We start from the raw sequence: 20,169 nt of genomic DNA, 5'->3' as shown, positions 1-20,169 counted from the left end.
CGCGCTCCAAACGCGTTATCCTTACCCTGTGGCTACCTCCGCGACAACCGATGCAGTCCTCGCGCCCGCAAAGCCCCACTCGCTGCTCGCCGACTACGCCACCCTGTTCAAACTCCGTGTCTCCACCATGGTCATCATCACCGCCGGAGCCGGCTTCTACCTGGGTAGCCTCCGCAGCGGCATCAGCCCCTTCCACGCCGGCCTCCTCCAGGCGCTCGCAGGAATCGCCGTCGTCACCTGCGGCAGCAGCGCTCTCAACCAGGCCCTCGAGCGCAAGACCGACTCGCTCATGCGCCGCACCGCCTCACGCCCCATGGCAGCAGGTCGAATCTCTCTCACGCACGGCCTCGTTCTGGGTTTCGCGGCGATCTTTCTGGGATCCCTCTACCTCGCCTACACCACCAACCTGCTCACCGGAACCCTGACCCTTCTCACAGCCATCGGCTACGTCGCCATCTACACCCCGCTCAAGCGCGTCACCACCATCAACACCTTCATCGGGGCATTTCCCGGAGCACTCCCGCCGCTTATCGGCTGGACAGCCGCACGAGGCATAATCGAGTGGCCCGGCGTCGCACTCTTCGCCATCCTCTTCGTCTGGCAGTTCCCTCACTTCATGGCCATCGGCTGGATGTACCGCGAGGACTACGCCCGCGCTGGCATCCGCCTCACGCCCAACCTGCCAAATGCCCAGTACGCTGCCCAGAGCACGGTCATCCAGGCCCTCTTCTACGCAGTCCTCATGATCCCGGTCAGCCTGTGGCCCGCAGCTCTCCACACCACCGGCTACTTCTATGCCGTAGCTGCAACGCTCCTGGGCGCCGGCTACCTCGGGTACACGGTCCGCTTCGCCCGCATCCTCCGCAATCCCGACTCCGACTCCTCCCGCCTCGTAGCCCGCGACCTCCTCCGCGCCTCCGTGATCTATCTCCCGCTACTTTTAGCCGCCATGATGCTCGACGCCAAAGGACGCTTGCTCTTCTAGACCTATGCCTTTCTCCACACAACAAATCAGCCCTGAATACCGCACCCCGCCCTCCGTCATCGCTTCGATCATCGCCGTCAGCGCTGTCGCATCGCTCTTTCTCGCATGGCTTGTCTACTATCACCCTCCGGTCGACGTAGCAGGCACTCACCTGGCCTTCCTTCCTGCGCTCGACGCCATCCTGAACGCCCTGTGCGCTGTCTTCCTCGTCATCGGATATCGCTTCATCCGTCGTCGCCAGATCACAGCCCACCGCAATAGCATGTTCGGCGCCTTCATCGTGTCTAGCGTCTTTCTAGTCGCCTATATCGCCAACCATGTCCTCCACGGCGACATGCTCTTTCCCAAGGCCTATCCCACAACGCGCTTCATCTATCTCTGGATCCTGCTGACGCCGCACATTCTGCTCGCGATCATCTGCCTGCCCATGATCCTGATCACCTTCTTCCTGTCCCTCACCGGCCGCTTCCCCGCACATCGCCGCCTCGCCCGCTGGACCTATCCCATCTGGCTCTACGTCTCGGTCTCCGGAGTCATCGTGTACGCGATGCTTGCCGCATACCGATAAATCAGTCATTGAAACCGCAAACTCCAAGCACGACTCTTATGCAGCCAGACACCAGCAAGCTCCTCCGAACCGGCCTCCTTATCTTCGGCACCGGAGTCGTCGCAGCCGCACTCATCTTTACCAGCTTCGGCGGCATTACCCGCCATCAAGGCCCCCACACCAACCTCGGATGGCTCTCCCTGATGCTCGCAATGGGCTGTCTCCCCACCGGCTTCCTCACGCTTCTTCTGGCGGCAGTCAAACTCATCGGCGACCGCCGCCGCTAACACTCCAACTTCGCGCGACAAAAAAGCCCCGGTCGTTGTGACCGAGGCCTTCTAATTGAATTCCTCCAGAACAGCGGGAAGCCTGAACTCGCTACTTACCCAGAGTCGGAGGATTCGAACTGCTACCCACAGCCGCCCCAGTCGCTCCCGTGCTCACGCCGTCGAGCGACGCCTGGTAGGAGATGATCGTCTTCAGCGTCTCGTACGGAATCCCAGTCAACGGCAACAGGTGTCCGTTCACCGCAAGCATCGGAGTCTGTTCGACATCGATGTCCTGCGCAAGTTTGATCGAAGCATTCACCTGATCCTTGATCGCCTGAGTCGCCGCACACGCGTCGATCGCCGCCGGATCCAATCCAGCCTTAGTCACTGCGTTCTTCAGCGTCTGATCCCCAGTTTCAGGAGTCAAAGCGCCTTGGGTATCAAACACCGCGGCAGAGTAGACAAAGTACGCATCGTTCTTCTGCTTCTGCACGCAATACCCATACGACGCCGCCTTGAACGCGAACGGGTGCAGATCCACCAGCGGATAGCTCTGGTACACCACGCGTGCGTTCGGGAAGTCCTTCACCAACTGCTCCATCGTCGACTGCGCCTCTTTGCAATGCGGGCACTGCAGATCTGCAAACTCAACCAGCAAAAGATCCTTGCTCGTCGCGCCGCGCGTCGCACCATCCGCCCGAGCCTGCAGCGTCTTACGTAGATCAGCAAACGGAGTCGCGCCAAACGGCACCACCGCATCGCCCGCAACCGCATGCTTTCCATCCGGCATCACAAAAAACGCCGTAGGCTGCACCTTCGCATTGGCTGTCTTGTCCGTGACAAACACAATTACCTTACTCACACTCGGCGCCGTGGTGGACTGGATCGCCTCGACCCGCCAGATCCGGTTCGGATCATATCCCCACAGGGCCTTCAAAAACGCATTGACCGTATCCACCGTCGGCGTAGACGCCGTGAAATACTTCTGATTCACCGGAGGAAATGGATCCGCCTTCGTATCCTGCCCCAGACTCTGCAGCTGCAGCGGAGCTCCAGCCTTCTGTGCCGCAGGAGCAGTCTGCGCTCCCGCACCCGCTGACGTCTGTGCTCCCGCCGCTGCCGTAACGCTGAGAGCCGTCACCAATCCCGCCAACATCCAATTCGAAATCTTCGCTTTTGAAATCGTCAAAGACACCATCCTTCGCCGTCGCTATCCGCGCAGCTCCTCTATTACACCTGAACCTTGACCGCAATGGGAAACCGACGACCCATTCCGAACGACTTTCTCGTGACTTTCAACACCGGAGCCGCCTGCTGCCGCTTATACTCGCTCTTCTCCACCAGCTGCAACACCGACCTCACCAGCGCCACGTCCACTCCCTGCTCCTCGGCAATCTGCTCCGCCGAGCAGTACCGCTCCACATATGCCTCCAGGATCGGATCCAGCACCTCATACGGCGGCAGCGAGTCGGTATCCCGCTGCTCCGGCCGCAGCTCCGCCGACGGTGGTTTCGAGATCGTCTCCCACGGTATGACTTCTTTGACGCGATTCACATACCGGCTCAGCGCATACACCCGCATCTTCATCACATCGCCAATTACGGCCAGCGCGCCCACCATATCGCCGTACAGCGTGCAGTATCCGGTCGACATCTCGCTCTTATTCCCCGTCGTCAACACCAGCGCACCAAACTTGTTCGACAACGCCATCAAAAGCGTCCCGCGAATCCGCGGCTGCAGGTTCTCCTCCGCAAGCCCAAACGGCGTGCCGGTAAACAGCGGCTGCAACACATGCTGAAACTGCGCGAACACATCGTGGATCGGTAGCAGCTCAAACCTCACCCCCAGGTTCTTCGCCAGCTTCCGCGCATCCTCAATTGAGCCCAGCGACGAGTACTCCGTCGGCATTCCCACGCCGATCACGTTCTCCTTACCCAGGGCCTCCACCGCAATCGCCGCCACCAGCGCCGAATCAATCCCCCCACTCAACCCCACCAGAGCCTTGCTGAACCCGCACTTCCTCACATAGTCCCGCGTGCCCAGCACCAGCGCACTCCACATCGCAGCGACCTCGTCTACCTGAGTCGCAGCCGCGATCGCCTCGCCATCCCGTGTATCGAAGACCACCAGATCCTCAGCAAACGAAGCCGCCCGCGCCACTACATGACCATCCGGCCGAATCACCAGCGACGAGCCATCAAACACCAGGCTGTCGTTCCCGCCCACCTGGTTCGTCATCGCCACAAACGCATGATGCCGCCGCGCCAGCGCAGCCAGCATGTTCTGCCGCACCTGCGGTTTTCCCTGCCAATAAGGCGACGCCGAGATATTCAAGATCACCCGCTGCTGTCCCGCCAGCTCCTTCGGCTGCGACTCCCACCGCCCCATCAGCTTCTCAACCGGATCGACCGGATACATCTGCCGCGGCCAGAATCCCTTGTCGTTCCAGGCATCCTCGCAGATCGTAATCGCCAGCGGCTCACCGCCGACACAGACCAGCGTCTGCTCCGCGGCCGGCTCAAAGTATCTCTGCTCGTCGAAGACGTCGTAAAACGGCAGCAGCATCTTTTGCTGCACGAAGCTCACCCTGCCCCCATCCAGCAGTGCCGCGACATTCCTTACCTGCTTGCCCACGCTGGCCTTGGTAGCCATCACCGTCCCGCATAGAATCGCCGGTCGACCCGCAGTTGCGGTCCAGCCTGCAAGCTCAGCCACCACCTGCTCTGCCCTCGCAACGAACGAAGCTTTCTCCAAAAGATCGGCCGGCGGATACCCACACACCGCAAGTTCCGGAAACACCACAAGACCCACGCCTAAAGTGTCGGCACGAGTCGCATATTCAAGAATCTTCTTCGCATTCCCGGCGAAGTCCCCCACCGTCGGGTTGATCTGGGCAAGCGCTATCTTCACCCTTCAAGTCTACCGCTTAGGAGCCTGTCCCGCTCAACACCACGCCCACCGTACGCGCCAGAATCCGAAGATCCATGATCAGACTCCAGTTCTCCACATACGCCGTGTCCAGCGAGATATAGCTGTCGAACGACGGGTCCTGCCGAGCCTCCACCTGCCACAGCCCGGTAATGCCCGGCAACACATCCAGCCGCCGCAGATGCGCAAGGTCGTACTGCTCCACCTCAGCCGCCATCGGAGGCCGCGGCCCTACCAGACTCATATCACCCTTCAGAACGTTATAAAACTGCGGTAGCTCATCGAGCGAGTACTTCCGCAACACTCTGCCCACCTTTGTAATCCGAGGATCTTTCTTGATCTTGAACAGCACACTATCGCGCTCGTTCATATGCTCCAGATCAGCCTTCAGCTTGTCCGCATTCTGCACCATCGTCCGGAACTTGTAGCAGGAGAACGCGCGGCCCTTCCGGCCAATCCTCTGCGCCTTATAAAAGATCGGCCCAGGAGAGTCCAGCCGAATCGCGATCGCAATCGCCAGCATCACCGGCGCAGTCAATGCCAGCCCAATCAAGGAAACCGTCGTATCAAGCACGCGCTTCAGCAAAAATCCACCGATCGGAAAGTCCCTGCGGTGCAGTGGAATCGTCGGAAACTGACCGACATATTCAACCTTCGCATTCCACGCCAGGCCGTCGTACATATCCGGAACCACACGAACATCAATGCCGACAATCCGAGCCTCTTCCACCATGCTGATCACCATCTTCTCTTCGGCCGGAACAGAAAAGAAGATCTCGTCCACAAACAACGATCGAGCCAGCGACAGGCAGTTCCTCGCATCGCCGATCACATCTGCATTACCGGACTCCGCCTCACGTTCGGTCAGCGCAACAAAGCCCTTGAATCGGAATCCCAGATGCTGCAGCGTGTCGATATGATTTCTCAGCGCATGCCCCACCCGACCCGCGCCCACGATCAAAACATTCCGCGTCTCGATCCCCGCCCGGAATCGCCGATAGACCATCCTCCGCCACAACGCGCGCCGCACGCACAGCAGCGCCGTCGTAAACACCACCATCAGTCCAACCACGATTCGCGAGATCGCCTCTCCACTCGACAGGTACAGCGTCCCACACAAAAGCAGCCCTGAGGTCAGCGAAGCCTGAATCGTCATCCTCTGTTCATGCAATCCGCTATGGTGCTGAATCGTCCCATACAGCCCATACGAACGCGTAAGGAAGATCAGGCAGATTCCATACCAGCCAATATAAAAAAACAGAAGATTTGGAGAAGATTTGATCAGATGCGGGAGCACATGCAGCGTCGGTACATCGGCAGGCGTCGCCACGCGGAACCTCAAAGCTGCCACCGCCGCAATCACCACCGTCAGCAGGTCCAGGGAAGCCCAGACCGTGCTCGTGATCGACGGCCTGCGGAAGATTCCGCCGTCGGTCCTCGACGCACGCCTTCCGTTCCCCGCGTATTTTCTCTCTGAAACGATGACCTGCTGCAGATAATCCGGTGTCGCCATAGCGAACGCCTTTCAACTCAATAATCCCAGGGCCTTATAGTCGGTAGGATGCCTGAATTGAAGCTCAGGAATACCGTCGATAAAAAAAGTCGCCAGTCGAGCAGTTATGCGGGCAATATAGAAAAATTGAAGACTATCTGGAGCATACGTCTCAGGCAGGGGCTTGGCAACAGGGTACGGCAACACTTGGCAGCAACTGTCTAACACCTTCAGGGGAGACGCTTTACTCGGTTGTAACCTACCTCACGTTGCGCACTCAGACAGGGGTAACTAGCTCATCCAGCGTCAAAAACTCCTGAAGAATCGGATCCTGGCTGCGCTCCATCTCTTCCATGGTTCCAAAGAAAATCGCTTTACCTGCGCTTAAAAACACCACTCGGTCCGCCAGTTTCTTCGCCAGCCGCATGTCGTGTGTCACCACAATGCTGGTGAGATGTAGTTGTTGCTTCAACCGTTCGATTAAATCTCCGAGAAGATGCGCCATCAGCGGATCAACCATCGTCGTCGGCTCGTCATACAGCACCGCCTCCGGCTGCGACGCCAACGCCCGCGCGATCGCAATGGACCGCTTCATCCCTGTCGAGAGGTCAGATGGCAGCAGGCTTTCCATTCCCGCCACACCCACCATCTCCAGCAAACCCTTTACTACCTGCAGAATCTGGTCTTCCGCCATCTCTCCGCGCTCACGCATCGGAAACGCAACGTTCTCTCCCACCGTAATCGAGTCGAACAGCGCTCCATTCTGAAAGACCATCGTCACCTTCCGACGAATCTCTTGTAACTCTTTTTCCCGGAAGCCGCAGATATTTTCACCCGCAACCTTGATCATCCCCTTGTCAGGCTTCAAAAAACCCAGCAGCATCTGCAGCGAGACCGACTTGCCCACGCCGCTTCGTCCCAGGATGCACAGCGTCTCCCCCGGCAGCACAAAGAAGCTCACATCCTCCAGCACCACAAACTCGCCGAACGACTTATATACATGCTCGAACGAGATGTACGGCCCGGGCTTGTTCTTCACATCCGGGACAGCCTCGGCGGCAGCCTCATTCTGCTCCGCCGCCTGCTGGATAAAATCACCCACCTCCGCAGACACGTCCTCCGAGACACTCTCAATCAGCGGAGTATCCGCGGTCACCTCAGGCTGTTGTTCCTCGATCTTGTCATCCGGCTCTGCCATCTCAGCGACTCCCACCAACCAAATCACGACACAAATCTAGCCTAACCCATTGGTCCCCGCTAAGTATCCAACGCATCGACATGCCGCTCCGCCTCCTCAAACTCCTCCGGAGTATTCAGATTCGCAAACCAGAGATGCTTCGCTGACTGCTGGAACTCCGTCGTTGCCATCCAGTCTTCTCGCCCCGGACCGTGCAAGCTTGGCGTGGCCCGAAACGTCGAGTGATCGTTCCATGGCAAATTGCGGAATGTCATCCTGAGCACGACCCCGTGTTTCGCCGCCAGTTCCCTGCCCGCCCGCTCCAGCACCGGATACAACTTCAACTCCCCTTGCTCTATCGCACTCGTCAAAAATGGGGCGACGTCCCGGTGAATCATCGCCAGCGTGGGCTGCGCAAGGCCATCGACCGTAAACATTACCAGCCTCGCTCCCCTCTTCTCCTCAATCAGCGTTCTGCGAACCCAGTGGTGCAAGAATGCCGAAGGAAGAAACGGCATATCTACCGGCAGGAACAGGTTCCAATGGAAGACTGAATGAGCAAGCGCCGCCTCCATCCCTCCCATTGGCCCGCAACCGGGGTGCAGATCAGGAAGAATCCGTGCGTACGCCGCCAGTTCCGGGTTACTGCTCAAAATCCGCACATCCATGCACACCCGCCGCAGCTTCTTCACCGCATGGTGTACCAGCGGCTTCCCAGCCAGCTCCAGCAAAGCCTTTTCTCTTCCCATGCGCGAACTCTTCCCACCAGCCAGCACATAGCCGCCGACCTCCTCCGCGACCGGGCCAGCCATCAGGCACCTACACCACTCAAAAACCGCACAATCGACTCGATTCCGCGATGGAAGTTCGCCAGATGAAACTTCTCGTTCGGCGCGTGAAGGTTGTCATCCGGCAACCCAAACCCCATCATCACGGTCGGCACCTTCAGCTCCCGCACAAAGTCGCCCACAATCGGAATCGACCCGCCCCCGCGCACAAACACCGTCTCCTTCCCGAACACCTCGCGCATCGCCTCCGTCGCGGCCTTCACGTAGGAGTTGTCCGTGCTCACCACAATCGGATCGCCCGCATGAATCAACCGCACCTCCAACGCAACTCCTTTTGGCGCAATCGACTCCACAAAAGCCTTGTACTTCGCAAAGCTCGCCGCCGGCGTCATATCCGGCACCAGCCGCATGCTCACCTTCGCCACTGCCTTCGCGGGAATCACCGTCTTAGCGCCCACTCCAACAAACCCACCCGGCATTCCATGCACATCGAGTGTCGGCCGCGCCCACGTCCGCTCCTGCACGCTCAACCCGGGCTCGCCCGTCAGCACACTCGACCCAACCTCCGTCGCGCGATAGTGCTCTTCATCAAAAGGCAGCGCCTTCCACGCCTTCAACTCATCCGCCGTCGGCTTCTGCACCTCGTCATAAAATCCCGGAATCAAAATCTTTCCGTTCTCATCCTTCAACTTCGCAATCACCTGCGCCAGCGCGACAAAAGGATTCGGAGCCGCCCCGCCATACATCCCCGAATGCAGATCCGTCTTCGCCCCGCGTGCTTCGATCTCGGTATAGATCATCCCGCGCAACCCAACGCAAAGCGTCGGCAGCTCCGGCGCAAACATCTCCGTATCGCTCACCAGCGCGACATCTGCCTTCAGCTGATCTCCATGCTCACGCACAAACGCAGCGATCCCCTCGCCGCCCACCTCTTCTTCGCCCTCCACAATCACGCGCACATTCACCGGCAGCGTCCCCCCGCCCGCCGTCATCAACGACTCCAGTGCCTTCACATGCATCCACATCTGTCCCTTGTCATCCACCGCACCGCGAGCATAGATGTTCCCATCACGCTCCGTCGGCTCAAACGGCGGCGACTTCCACTCATCCAGAGGCTCCGCTGGCTGAACATCGTAGTGACCATAGCAAAGCACTGTAGGCTTAGCCTTTCCATCAGCTCCCGCCCCCGCATGCAGCCAGTCCGCATACACTAGAGGATGCCCCTTCCGCTTCGACGTAGTCGTCTCAATCAGACGAACGTTCTCCATCCCGATCCTCTTCAGCTCCGCCGCCACAAACTCCGCCGCACGCCGCACATCCCCCACGTGCTCAGGAGCCGTAGACACCGAAGGAATCCGCAGCAGCGCCTTCAACTCTTCGACGAACCGTGCTTTGTTCTCCCGCCCAAACGCAACCGCCGTCATCATCCTCGTCGTCACTTGTCCACTCCCGGAGAGTATTCTCCCGCCGGCAAATCCTCGCCCGGCAAAACACAAGTATATGTCCGCCCCACTCCCCAATCATTCCCCTTGCATCTCATCCATCACAAAGCGTAATTAATGCGGGCTGAGGAAAACAAAATGACCACCTCCCTCAAAGACGGCACCATGATCGACAAGATGGCGCAGTTTGACCTCCATCAGGAGATCGCTGACTCCGAGCAGAAAAAACCCTGGCAATCCGGCCACTACGCCAAGACCCTCTTCAAGAAGCACGACCTCCGAGTCGTCCTCGTCGTCATGGAAGACGCATCCAGGATGAAGGAGCATCACGCAGACGGAACCCTCTCTGTCCAAGTACTCAAGGGGCAGATACGTTTCACCGTTCACGGTAAATCCCATGACCTCAAGGAAGGAAACCTCATCACACTCAGCGCCTCTATCCGGCACGAAGTAGAGGCCCTTCAGGACTCCGCCTTCCTCCTCACCATCTCCTGGCCCAGCAATCAGGATCTGCTCGCAATGAAGCACCGCGGTTACGGCACCTAGAGCCACGCAAAGCAAAAGCGAAGACACGATGGAAGCTGAACTCAAGCGCGTCTACGAAGAACCCTCCCTCGAAGACGGCACCCGCATCTTAGTCGACAGACTCTGGCCGCGAGGTCTAAGCAAGGAGAAGGCTCGCGTCGACCTCTGGCTCAAAGAGATCGCCCCCAGTAACGAACTTCGAAGATGGTTCGATCACGACCCCGCAAAGTGGCCGGAGTTCAAAGCGCGGTACAAGAGGGAGCTCAAACATAACGCCAAGCAGCTAGCTCTCCTTAGACAAGCCACAGGTCGTGGTCGATCCACCCTGCTATACGGCGCCCGAGATACAGAACACAATGAGGCCGTCGTGCTTCAAGAGCTCTTGCGCCACGAAGGAACCATCCGAACCTGAACCGTCTCCGCTTATCTCGCTTATCATCGTTTCGAAAATTCTTATCTTCATAGCGTCCCCCATCGCAGTGGCGCACAATGCCTCTATGACGACCACGCCCCCCGCTGACACAGCCTCATTCAAAACCGGCCAAACCTGGAACACCGAGGCCTACGCCGCCAACGGCCGATTCGTCGCCACCCTCGCCTCCGAGGTCGTCGCTCTCCTCGCCCCGCAATCCGGCGAACAAATACTCGATCTCGGCTGCGGCGACGGCGCCCTCACCGAACAACTCGCAGCCACCGGCGCCATCCTCACCGGCGTCGACGCCTCAGCCACCATGCTCGAAGCCGCTCGCCAACGCAGCCTTCACAGCTCCGCCAAATTTGTTGTCGAACAACACAACGCCACCGCCCTCCCCTACCACGAGCAGTTTGACGCCGTCTTCTCCAACGCCGCCCTTCACTGGATCACAGGCATCTCCGGCCAGCAGGCCACGCTCGCCGGTGTTCACCGAGCCCTCCGCAGCAAAAATCCACAAGCCCGCTTCGTCGCCGAGATGGGCGGCCACGGCAACATCGCCGCCATTCGTACAGCACTCCAGGCCATCCTCGCGCCCTTCCACATCGACGCCGAAGCAGCCGCCGCCAGCTTCTTCCCCTCACCCGCGCTCTATCGCCGCCTGCTCGAATCCGCTGGCTTCACGATTCAATCCATCGAACTCATCCCTCGCCCCACGCCGCTGCCCAACGGCATGGAGTCATGGCTTAACACCTTCCGTAACGGAGTCCTCGACCGCCTCAATCCACATGATCGCGCTGCCGCACTCGCTGACACCATCGCCCTGCTCGAACCCATCCTCCGCGATGCCGACGGAAACTGGACCGCCGACTACGTTCGACTCCGCTTCCACGCCACCCTCCGCTAGGCGCAACAGATCCCAGAGCGAGTCCCGCATCTTACCTCAAATCTCTTGCCGCTTCCGTGCCTCAGAATCAATTAAAAGTGGATGAATCATCTCAATTAGACGAAACATCATACTTCTGCGTCTAATGAATTAACAAAACAATCAGGCCTATGAAAATAAAATCGAGTCAGTCTCTCTGCGTCGCCAATTTGTTCCTGTTACTGTATCTTTTCTGCGGAAACGCAAACGGACAGGACACATCGAATTCCACCTCGGACCCGACAGTCAAGCTCAAGACAGTGAGCGCCGACACAACTTCCTCCTCTTCGCTCAATAACTCGGACTTGCCCGACGCCCCCCAGGGACCAGTGTCAGGACCAGTGGCCTCCGAAGAAGGTCAGCAGACCAAGCGCATCCTCGGGATCTTTCCCAACTTTCGAGCGGTCAGTGCCAACGTCCACCTGCCCCCTCAGTCGGTCAAGGAGAAGTTCATCACCGCGACTCACGATAGCTTCGACTACTCTTCCCTCTTCATTCCCGCCTTTGTCGCGGGCATTAACCAGGCTACGAATTCCGTACCGGAATTTCACCAGGGCGCAGCCGGGTACGGCCGCTACTTCTGGCACACCTTCGTCGACCAGACCAGTGAAAACTACCTCGTCGAGTTCATTGTGCCCACTATCACCCGCGAAGACACGCGCTACTACACCCTCGGCAGCGGCGGTTTTATCAAGCGCGCCGAGTACTCCCTCAGCCGCGTCGTCATTACTCGAAACGATGCCGGGCATAATACCTTCAACATCAGCGAAATTGTGGGTGCTGGCGCCGCGGCCGGAATATCGAACTTCTACTATCCTCAGTCCCAGCGCACCTTCAGCAATACCGCAAGCAGATGGGGCACAAGCGTCGGTATCGATGCCGGGACCTTCCTCCTTCACGAGTTCTGGCCCGATATCAACCACAAGTTCTTCCACGGCAAACAGCCTAGCCAATAAAACCAACGGCCTGCCTCCACCGCGGCAGGCCGTCCTATCTTCTCAGACGCTAGCGAACATCCTCCGGCCCAAGATTCGCAAGGCACTGCTCCAGCACTCCATTCAAAGCCTCAATTGAACCTTCCGCCACCCCCCGCCACAACTTCCCTTCGATCACCTTCACCATCTTCTCCGCCGTCTGAAGCAGCTCTTCCCCCTCAGCAGTCAGTCGCGCCGCAAGAATCCGATCATTCTCCCGCCCTTTATTCCGTACGATCCACCCGCCTCTCTCAAGCCCCGTCAACATTGACTGAGCCGACTGCGGCGTCACATAGCACAACCGCGCCAACTGAGCGCCCGACACCCCTGGCTCCTCCCGAATCGTCTTCAGTATGTGTAACTGAGCTGTCGTCACGCCCTGGGGGCGCAGCGCCTCATCCATCTGGCTGCGGAAGTGGACCAGGATGCGCTTCATCATCTGCGCAGCTCGCCGCCTTTCAGCTTGTCTCTTCGTCCCGTTAGAATTTAAAGAAACCATATCAGTCTCCTGATATCATATCAGGAGACTGATATGGCAACAATGACCGCACCTTCGCCCGCGCTAGCCCGGCCTAAGCCCGTCGCCGCGGCCGCCGCGTGGAAGCCCCATCACAACCCCTGGGCCGTCGCGCTCACGGTCACACTCGCGACCTTCATGGAGGTCCTCGACACCTCCATCGCCAACGTCGCCCTGCCCCACATCGCCGGAACTCTCGGCGCCAGCTCCGAAGAAGCCACCTGGGTACTCACCAGCTATCTCGTCTCGAGCGCAATCGTCCTGCCCATCTCCGGCTGGCTCTCCAACCGCTTCGGACGCAAGCGCTTCTACATGGTCTGCGTCGCGCTCTTCACCATCTGCTCCTTCCTCTGCGGCATCGCAAACACGCTTCCCCTGCTCATCGTCGCGCGCATCCTTCAGGGCGCGGGCGGCGGAGGCCTCGCCCCAAGCGAACAAGCCATCCTCGCCGACACCTTCCCCGTAGAAAAGCGCGGCCAGGCCTTCGCGGTCTACGGCATGGCTGTTGTCGTCGCACCCGCCATCGGCCCCACCCTCGGCGGCTGGATCACCGACAACTTCAACTGGCACTGGATCTTCTTCATCAACATCCCCATCGGCCTCATCTCGCTCTTTCTCAGCAACCGCATGGTCGAAGACCCGCCGCACCTCAAGGAGCGCATGGAGCAGGCCAAGCATCTCAAGATCGACTTCCTCGGTCTCGGCCTCGTCGCACTCGGTGTAGGCTGCCTCGAGTTCACCCTCGACAAAGGCCAGGAAAAAGACTGGTTCGGCGACCCCATGATCCGCACCTTCGCCATCCTCGCCGCCGTCACCCTCATCTTCTTCACCTGGTGGGAGTGGCACCACCCCGACCCCATCGTCGACCTGAAGCTCCTCAAGAACCGCAACTTCGGAACTGCCGTCTTCCTCCAACTGATCCTCGGCATGGTCCTCTTCGGTTCGACAGTCCTCATCCCGCAGTACCTCCAGGGCCTCCTCGGCTACACCGCCGAGCGCGCCGGCATGGTCCTCTCCCCCGCAGGCTTCGTCATGATGCTCATGATGTTCGTTGCCGGCCGCACCCTGGGCAAATTCGATCCCCGCCTCATGGTCTGCCTCGGCTACCTCGTCACCGCCATCGGCATCTACAACCTCACACGCCTCGATCTCAACGCCGCCTTCGGCACCGTCACCCTCTGGCGCATGCTGCAGGTCATCGGCCTCGCCTTCATCTTCATCCCCATCAGCACACTCAACTACGTCGGAGTCCCTGCCAGTAAAACCAACCAGATCTCCAGCCTCTCCAACTTTGCCCGCAACCTAGGAGGCAGCGCCGGCACTGCGCTCCTCACCACCTATCTCGCGCGCAACTCCCAGGTTCAGCAGGTCGCGCTCTCCGCCAACGTCGTTCGCGGAAGCGTCCCTTACAACCTCTACATGGACCGCATGAAAGAGATGCTCATGTCGCAGGGCATGTCCGCCGCCAGCGCCTCGCAGATGGCCATCGGCCAGGCCTACCAGCAGATGCTCCGTCAGGCCTCCATGCTCAGCTACAAAAACGCCTTCGCCATTCTCGCCTGCACCATCTTCCTGCTCACGCCGCTGCCCTTCATCATGCGTCTCCCCACCAAGGCCGCCAAACCCGACCCCGAAGCCATGGGCGGACACTAACCCCACATCTAACGGGCAACATCCATCTGCATAATCGTCTGCGCCCGCTCAAACGCAATCGGGCTCACGGACACAGACCCCTCAAACGGCCGTGCCAGGTCTGCAATCGCCGACAGCGTCACAGCCACCACGAACGTCAGCGCCAACACCTGGCAATAGTGCAGCCATTTGTTGTCATTTCCCAGCAGGCACGAAGACCCCACCGTCGCCCCACCACCCGCCAACAACAGAATCCACAACACAATCGGGAGCCTCACGCGAAGTTGTTCCTCCCGCAGGCTGCGTCTCTCCGAAAGCTCACTCAGCACCCGCGTCAGATGGTCGACACTGTTCGCAGCGTCCGCATCCTTCACTGTCCCCAGCAACTTCCACATATCCACTTCGATCAACTCTCCCGCGCGGCTCTCCTCCTGGTGCTGCATCGCTGGCCACTCCTGGTGAATCACCGCATCGGCATACTTCATGCCCAACGCACGAAACGCATCTCTCTCCGCCGCCGGCAGAGCCGAAGCGACTCTCGTCGCCGTCAGCAGCGAGCTCGCCTCCTGCGTCGCATTGATCTCAGCAGAGCGAAAGTCGATCCAGACGGTATAGAGCATGAAGCCCAGAATCACCCCATACGTCGTCCCCAGAATTCCAAGCTGCCACCCCGTCACATCATTGATCAGCTTGCGATGCGGAATCGGCCACACCCGATTAAGCAGGAGCACCAGCAGCACCGACACCAGCAAAGCCAGGAAGACCAGAGAACTACTCTGCACATAACTCAGCATTTCAGCGTTCTCCTCAAAGGAACCTGCAACTGACCAATCAGACTACATCCCGCCCTCGCATCACACCATTCTCAAGACGCCTTCTCCGACCGACGCACCGAAGCGCTACACACAACCCGGCGAATTCGCCTAAAACCGTATGCGCTATCATTCTCCAACTCTTCCTTAGCGGTGACGTAATCACCAGCCCAACGGAAAAGACACGCTCGCCGTGAGGTCTGACATTTGATCCATTCTCTTCGTTCGAAGCAATGGCTTGGTATTGATCGTGATCTGTGGCTCACCGGAGTTCTAGTCGTCGGCTCCATCACGAGCGGCCTGATAACGGTACTCCTCTACAAAGTCCCAAAGCCCGCTGCGGCCCTCATGTGGACCCTCGCCTGTCTCGCCGTCGGGTCGCTCCTTGGCTTCGTCTTCGGCATCCCCCGAGCCGCAACTGGTTCAGCGACCGACGCCACGCAGTCCCACGCCGGCCTCTCTGCCAACACCAACATCGAGCAGATCTCCGACTGGCTCACGAAACTCCTCGTCGGCGTCGGTCTGGTCGAACTCAAAGACCTGCCTCACGGACTCGGCGCAGCATCCCATTTCGTCGCTGCCGGCATGGGCGACGATTCCAAACTGGTCCCATTTGCCGCCGCTCTGCTCGTCTTCTTCATCGTCGAAGGCTTTCTCGGCGGATACCTCGTCACTCGCACCTTCTTCCAACGAGTCTTCGAGCGCTCCGACCTTGACCTGAACGACTCTGGCCATAGGCTGTCCTAGCCGCCCCACTGTCCTAACCGTCACACTCGGTTCACACCCCTGGTCAATAATAGGAAGCCGCTCACACCGCTTCGACCGCTCATCGAAATGGCACGCGCATCGAACAACCATCGGAAAACATCTCAACAGATCAGCAAAGAAAGACTAAAATTCTCGCAGTGACCAAACCAGCCTCAAACGCGGTCTATGTAGTCGTCGCAGTGGTCCTCATCCTCGCATCTTCAGCGAGTGCGACCCCGCTGCCCTCCGCATCCACCCTGCTGGCCTGCACCGCCGCGCAGCTCTCGCTCTCCTTCGACGGCGAAGGCAGCAACTTCGACGGCATGTCGCAGTCCGGTACCCTGCTGGTCCTCCGCAACATCGGTGCGCAAACCTGCACCGTCCCCGGCCGCCCAACCCTGGCCTTCGAAGACGCCTCCAACACCAAACTCCCCATCTCCATCGAAACCCCGCCCGGCATGCACCCCGGCCCGGTGATTCTGCCCGTCGCGATTCCTGCAAACGCCGAGGCGACCGGCGAACTTCACTGGGTCTCCGGCGAGGTCTTCGACAACAGCAAGTGCTTCTCCCCGGCGTTCGTAGCCATAGCCTTCGGCACCGAGACCCTCCGCGCTCCCTTCACCGGCCACCTCTGCGCGCCCTCAGGACAAGACGCCAAGTATCGCTTCGCCTACCTCAAGCGCGATCCGGTCTACGTACGCTCGAAATCCTAGCCGTTCGATCCCTGGCACCCGCGCGCTTCAGATTCGCCGTATCTCCAACGGCCAACTTCACTTCCAACCGCGCCACCCATACCAGTTACACTAGTATTTGGGATTAAGTGCGCCCCGAAGGATACCGTTTTGCTCAACTCAGTCATTGCAAAAGTCTTTGGCACCAGTAACGAACGCGCCGTCAAGCGCATCCAGCCCACGGTTGCGCAGATCAACGCGCTCGAGCCGACCATTCAGGCGCTCTCCGACGAGGCTCTGCGCGACAAGACCGCCGAGTTCCGCCAGCGCATCGCCGCCGCCATCTCCCACATCGCCGACACACCCGAGAACGCCGACGAGCGCAACGCCGCCGAAAAGGAAGCCCTCGACGCCATCCTGCCTGAAGCCTTCGCCGTCGTCCGCGAAGCCGGTAAACGCGCCGTCGGCATGCGCCACTTCGACGTCCAGATGATCGGCGGCATCGTCCTCCACTCCGGCAAGATCGCCGAGATGAAGACCGGCGAAGGAAAAACCCTCGTCGCCACCCTGCCCTGCTACCTCAACGCCCTCGCCGGCCGCGGCGTCCACGTCGTCACCGTCAACGACTATCTCGCCAAACGCGACGCCGAATGGATGGGCAAGATCTACGGCTTCCTCGGCCTTACCGTCGGCGTCATCGTCCACGACCTCTCCGACGAGCAGCGCCGCGAAGCCTACGCCTCCGACATCACCTACGGCACCAACAACGAGTTCGGCTTCGACTACCTGCGCGACAACATGAAGTTCGAGCTCAAGGATCAGGTCCAGCGCGGCCACTACTACTGCATCGTCGACGAAGTCGACTCCATCCTCATCGACGAAGCCCGCACCCCGCTCATCATCTCCGGCCCCACCGACCAGACCACCGACAAGTACGCCCGCGTCAACGTCATCATCCCCAAGCTCGAACTCGGCGAACTCATCGAGACCGTCGAAACCAAAACCTGGTCCGGCGACTACGTCGTAGACGAAAAAACCCGCTCCATCACCGTCACCGACGAAGGCTGGGAGAAGATCGAAGGGTTGCTTGGAATTGGAAACATAGCTGACCCGGAAAATTGGGACCTCAAGCATCACGTCGAAGTCGCCATCAAGGCCCACTCCCTCTACAAGCGCGACGTCGAGTACGTCGTAAAAGACGGCGAAGTCATCATCGTCGACGAGTTCACCGGCCGTCTCATGCCCGGCCGCCGCTGGTCCGACGGACTCCATCAGGCTGTCGAAGCCAAGGAAGGCGTCGCCATCCGCAAGGAAGACCAGACGCTCGCCACCATCACCTTCCAGAACTACTTCCGCATGTACAAAAAACTCAGCGGCATGACCGGCACCGCCGAGACCGAAGCCGCCGAGTTCGACAAGATCTACAAGCTCGACATCGTCGTCACCCCCACCAACCGCACGATGCGCCGCATCGAAAACGCCGACGTCGTCTACCGTACCGCGCAGGAGAAATACTTCGCCGTAGCAGACGAGATCGCCCGCCTCCACGGAGAAAAGCAGCCCGTCCTGGTCGGCACCACCAGCATCGAAAAATCCGAGCTCCTCTCCGAGATCCTCAAGCGCAAAGGCGTTCGCCACGTCGTCCTCAACGCCAAGTTCCACGAGAAGGAAGCCGAGATCGTCGCCCAGGCCGGCCGCCTCGGCATGGTCACCATCGCCACCAACATGGCAGGCCGCGGCACTGACATCCTCCTCGGCGGCAACGCCGAGTTCATGGCCCGTCAAGATCTCGTCCGCAAGCAGCAGGCCCGCGCCGTCTCCGCAGCCGAAGGCATCATCAGCCCCGTCGCCGGTCCCGGCATGGTTCGCTTCTACTACACCGGCCAGGAGTTCGAAACCACGCAAGCCAACTGGGACGCCGCCACCGCAGCCCACGAGGGCGCAGCCAAAGCCGAACACGAATCCGTCATCAGCGCCGGCGGCCTCCACATCCTCGGCACCGAGCGTCACGAGTCCCGCCGCGTCGACAATCAACTCCGCGGACGCGCCGGCCGTCAGGGCGATCCCGGCTCTTCCCGCTTCTTCCTCTCCCTCGAAGACGACCTCATGCGCATCTTCGCCCGCGAGTGGGTCTCCACGCTCCTCCAGCGCCTCGGCATGGAAGAGGGTGTTCCCATCGAATCCGGCATGATCTCCCGCCGCATCGAAGCCGCGCAGAAGGCCGTCGAAACGCAGAACTTCGAATCCCGCAAGCACGTCCTCGAGTACGACGACGTCATGAACAAGCAGCGTGAAGCCGTCTACGGCCTCCGTCGTCAGCTCATGGAAGGCGTCGACCAGAAGCAGCTCATCACCGAGGACTACACCTCCACCATCCTCTCCAACATCCTCGACGAGAACGCTCCGGAAAAAGTCCACGCCGATGAGTGGAAGCTCGAACCTCTCTTCGCGCAGATCTACGACATCTTCGGCGCACACCTTGAAAAAGAAGTCGATGCCACGGCACTCAACCGTCACGAACTAGGCGAAGCCATCTTCCAAAACCTCCGCGGCCGCTACGACATCAAGGAGAACATCCTCGGCGCCGAAGCCATGCGCTACCACGAGCGCATCGTCATGCTCTCCGTCCTCGACGGTCTCTGGAAAGATCACCTCCTCGCCATGGACCACCTCAAAGAGGGCATCGGCCTCCGCGGCTACGCGCAACAAGATCCACTCGTCGCCTACAAGAAAGAGTCCTTCGAGATGTTTGAAGGCATGATGATGCGCTTCCAGGAAGACACCGCACGCCACCTCTTCCGCATGCAGATCATCGGCCCCGACGGCACACCCATCGAGTCCGCCGAGCAGCTCGCTCAAGCCCAGGCCCACGCCCAGGCTCTAGCCCAGGCCCAACAAGCCCAGCAGCTAGCCGCAGCCAGCGCGCAAAACGCCCTGCCCCCATCCGGTCCACCGCAGCACACCAACGCCCCAGCCGCGCGTCAGAATCCGGCGCCGCCCGCCAACCGCGCACCCTCCACCACCATCGATGCACTCGAGCGCGAGTTCCAAAAGAAGAAGCAGCGCGAACTCGAGCAAGCCCGCTCCGTCAGTTCCTCCTCATCCGCCACCAACGGTTCAGGCCCGCGTCACGCCGGCGAAAAAGTAGGCCGCAACGACGAGTGCCCCTGCGGCTCCGGCAAGAAGTACAAAAAGTGCCACGGCGCCACCGCGTAGCTCAAGCGAGTCAGCGATAAATCCGTCAGCGAGTCAGCAAGTAGTTGCCCAGCGCAAGAACTCCGCTGACTTGCTGACTCGCTAACCAGCTTTTCCGCCGACTCGCTGTC

Annotated in this window: 19 protein-coding genes; 11 read left to right on the top strand and 8 right to left on the bottom strand. The window is 59.8% G+C overall.

Annotation, left to right across the window (positions count from 1 at the left end):
• The first annotated feature begins 28 nt into the window (after positions 1 to 28).
• Genes cyoE through RBB81_RS12000 form a run of 3 tightly spaced genes read left to right on the top strand, consistent with a single transcriptional unit; the run spans position 29 to position 1,819 of the window.
• Entirely contained in the window at positions 29 to 985 is a 957-nt protein-coding gene (gene cyoE / locus RBB81_RS12010) for a heme o synthase (RefSeq protein ID WP_353073861.1), read from the top strand.
• Positions 986 to 989: 4 nt separating this feature from the next.
• Positions 990 to 1,553, top strand: a complete 564-nt coding sequence (locus RBB81_RS12005; protein ID WP_353073860.1) for a DUF420 domain-containing protein — start codon at positions 990 to 992, stop codon at positions 1,551 to 1,553.
• 38 nt (positions 1,554 to 1,591) lie between these two features.
• Positions 1,592 to 1,819 (top strand): hypothetical protein, encoded by a 228-nt coding sequence (locus RBB81_RS12000; protein ID WP_179582158.1) that lies wholly within the window; start codon positions 1,592 to 1,594, stop codon positions 1,817 to 1,819.
• A gap of 91 nt (positions 1,820 to 1,910) precedes the next feature.
• On the opposite strand, the gene RBB81_RS11995 is transcribed toward RBB81_RS12000, so the two are convergent.
• The 6 genes from RBB81_RS11995 to RBB81_RS11970 all read right to left on the bottom strand — a co-directional run bounded on the left by RBB81_RS11995 (position 1,911) and on the right by RBB81_RS11970 (position 9,613).
• Positions 1,911 to 2,990, bottom strand: a complete 1,080-nt coding sequence (locus RBB81_RS11995) for a DsbA family protein (protein WP_353073859.1) — start codon at positions 2,988 to 2,990, stop codon at positions 1,911 to 1,913.
• A gap of 41 nt (positions 2,991 to 3,031) precedes the next feature.
• Entirely contained in the window at positions 3,032 to 4,711 is a 1,680-nt protein-coding gene (locus RBB81_RS11990; protein ID WP_353073858.1) for an NAD+ synthase, read from the bottom strand.
• A gap of 16 nt (positions 4,712 to 4,727) precedes the next feature.
• On the bottom strand, positions 4,728 to 6,242 hold the full coding sequence (locus tag RBB81_RS11985) for a sugar transferase (protein WP_179582154.1): 1,515 nt from the start codon (positions 6,240 to 6,242) through the stop codon (positions 4,728 to 4,730).
• Positions 6,243 to 6,498: 256 nt separating this feature from the next.
• Complete coding sequence (locus RBB81_RS11980) at positions 6,499 to 7,419, bottom strand: ABC transporter ATP-binding protein (protein WP_179582152.1); 921 nt, start codon at positions 7,417 to 7,419, stop codon at positions 6,499 to 6,501.
• Between the two features lie 59 nt (positions 7,420 to 7,478).
• Positions 7,479 to 8,210, bottom strand: a complete 732-nt coding sequence (locus RBB81_RS11975; protein WP_353073857.1) for a molybdenum cofactor guanylyltransferase — start codon at positions 8,208 to 8,210, stop codon at positions 7,479 to 7,481.
• Positions 8,210 to 9,613: a dipeptidase gene (locus tag RBB81_RS11970; RefSeq protein WP_353073924.1), complete on the bottom strand. Its 1,404-nt coding sequence runs from the start codon at positions 9,611 to 9,613 to the stop codon at positions 8,210 to 8,212. Before RBB81_RS11970 ends, RBB81_RS11975 begins: the two co-directional genes overlap by 1 nt.
• 153 nt (positions 9,614 to 9,766) lie before the next feature.
• Here RBB81_RS11970 and RBB81_RS11965 point away from each other — a divergent pair, with 153 nt between their 5' ends.
• The 4 genes from RBB81_RS11965 (at position 9,767) to RBB81_RS11950 (ending at position 12,446) form a co-directional block, all read left to right on the top strand.
• Positions 9,767 to 10,174, top strand: coding sequence for a cupin domain-containing protein (locus RBB81_RS11965; RefSeq protein WP_179582147.1), 408 nt, complete (start codon positions 9,767 to 9,769; stop codon positions 10,172 to 10,174).
• 28 nt (positions 10,175 to 10,202) lie between these two features.
• Positions 10,203 to 10,565, top strand: a complete 363-nt coding sequence (locus RBB81_RS11960) for a DUF488 domain-containing protein (protein WP_179582145.1) — start codon at positions 10,203 to 10,205, stop codon at positions 10,563 to 10,565.
• Between the two features lie 85 nt (positions 10,566 to 10,650).
• Positions 10,651 to 11,472 carry a class I SAM-dependent methyltransferase gene (locus tag RBB81_RS11955; protein ID WP_353073856.1) on the top strand — a complete coding sequence of 274 codons (822 nt, stop codon included), beginning with the start codon at positions 10,651 to 10,653 and terminating at the stop codon, positions 11,470 to 11,472.
• A gap of 347 nt (positions 11,473 to 11,819) precedes the next feature.
• Complete coding sequence (locus tag RBB81_RS11950; protein ID WP_353073855.1) at positions 11,820 to 12,446, top strand: hypothetical protein; 627 nt, start codon at positions 11,820 to 11,822, stop codon at positions 12,444 to 12,446.
• A 49-nt stretch (positions 12,447 to 12,495) separates the two neighbouring features.
• On the opposite strand, the gene RBB81_RS11945 is transcribed toward RBB81_RS11950, so the two are convergent.
• Positions 12,496 to 12,963 (bottom strand): MarR family winged helix-turn-helix transcriptional regulator, encoded by a 468-nt coding sequence (locus tag RBB81_RS11945; protein ID WP_179582140.1) that lies wholly within the window; start codon positions 12,961 to 12,963, stop codon positions 12,496 to 12,498.
• Positions 12,964 to 13,005: 42 nt separating this feature from the next.
• Here RBB81_RS11945 and RBB81_RS11940 point away from each other — a divergent pair, with 42 nt between their 5' ends.
• Positions 13,006 to 14,634, top strand: a complete 1,629-nt coding sequence (locus tag RBB81_RS11940) for a DHA2 family efflux MFS transporter permease subunit (protein ID WP_257025606.1) — start codon at positions 13,006 to 13,008, stop codon at positions 14,632 to 14,634.
• A gap of 8 nt (positions 14,635 to 14,642) precedes the next feature.
• Here the strand turns inward: RBB81_RS11940 and RBB81_RS11935 are convergent, their stop codons facing one another.
• Positions 14,643 to 15,407 (bottom strand): hypothetical protein, encoded by a 765-nt coding sequence (locus tag RBB81_RS11935; RefSeq protein ID WP_353073854.1) that lies wholly within the window; start codon positions 15,405 to 15,407, stop codon positions 14,643 to 14,645.
• Positions 15,408 to 15,632: 225 nt separating this feature from the next.
• On the opposite strand from RBB81_RS11935, the gene RBB81_RS11930 reads away from it, so the two are divergent.
• The 3 genes from RBB81_RS11930 to secA all read left to right on the top strand — a co-directional run bounded on the left by RBB81_RS11930 (position 15,633) and on the right by secA (position 20,059).
• Entirely contained in the window at positions 15,633 to 16,172 is a 540-nt protein-coding gene (locus tag RBB81_RS11930; RefSeq protein WP_353073853.1) for a hypothetical protein, read from the top strand.
• A 158-nt stretch (positions 16,173 to 16,330) separates the two neighbouring features.
• Positions 16,331 to 16,885 (top strand): DUF4232 domain-containing protein, encoded by a 555-nt coding sequence (locus RBB81_RS11925; RefSeq protein ID WP_353073852.1) that lies wholly within the window; start codon positions 16,331 to 16,333, stop codon positions 16,883 to 16,885.
• A gap of 129 nt (positions 16,886 to 17,014) precedes the next feature.
• On the top strand, positions 17,015 to 20,059 hold the full coding sequence (gene secA, locus RBB81_RS11920; RefSeq protein ID WP_353073851.1) for a preprotein translocase subunit SecA: 3,045 nt from the start codon (positions 17,015 to 17,017) through the stop codon (positions 20,057 to 20,059).
• Positions 20,060 to 20,169: the final 110 nt, after the last annotated feature.

Origin of the sequence: Tunturibacter gelidoferens, assembly GCF_040358255.1 — a bacterium.
GTDB lineage: Bacteria > Acidobacteriota > Terriglobia > Terriglobales > Acidobacteriaceae > Edaphobacter > Edaphobacter gelidiferens.
The sequence above is the reverse complement of the archived record's forward strand: the minus strand, read 5'-3'. Positions and strand labels throughout refer to the sequence as shown.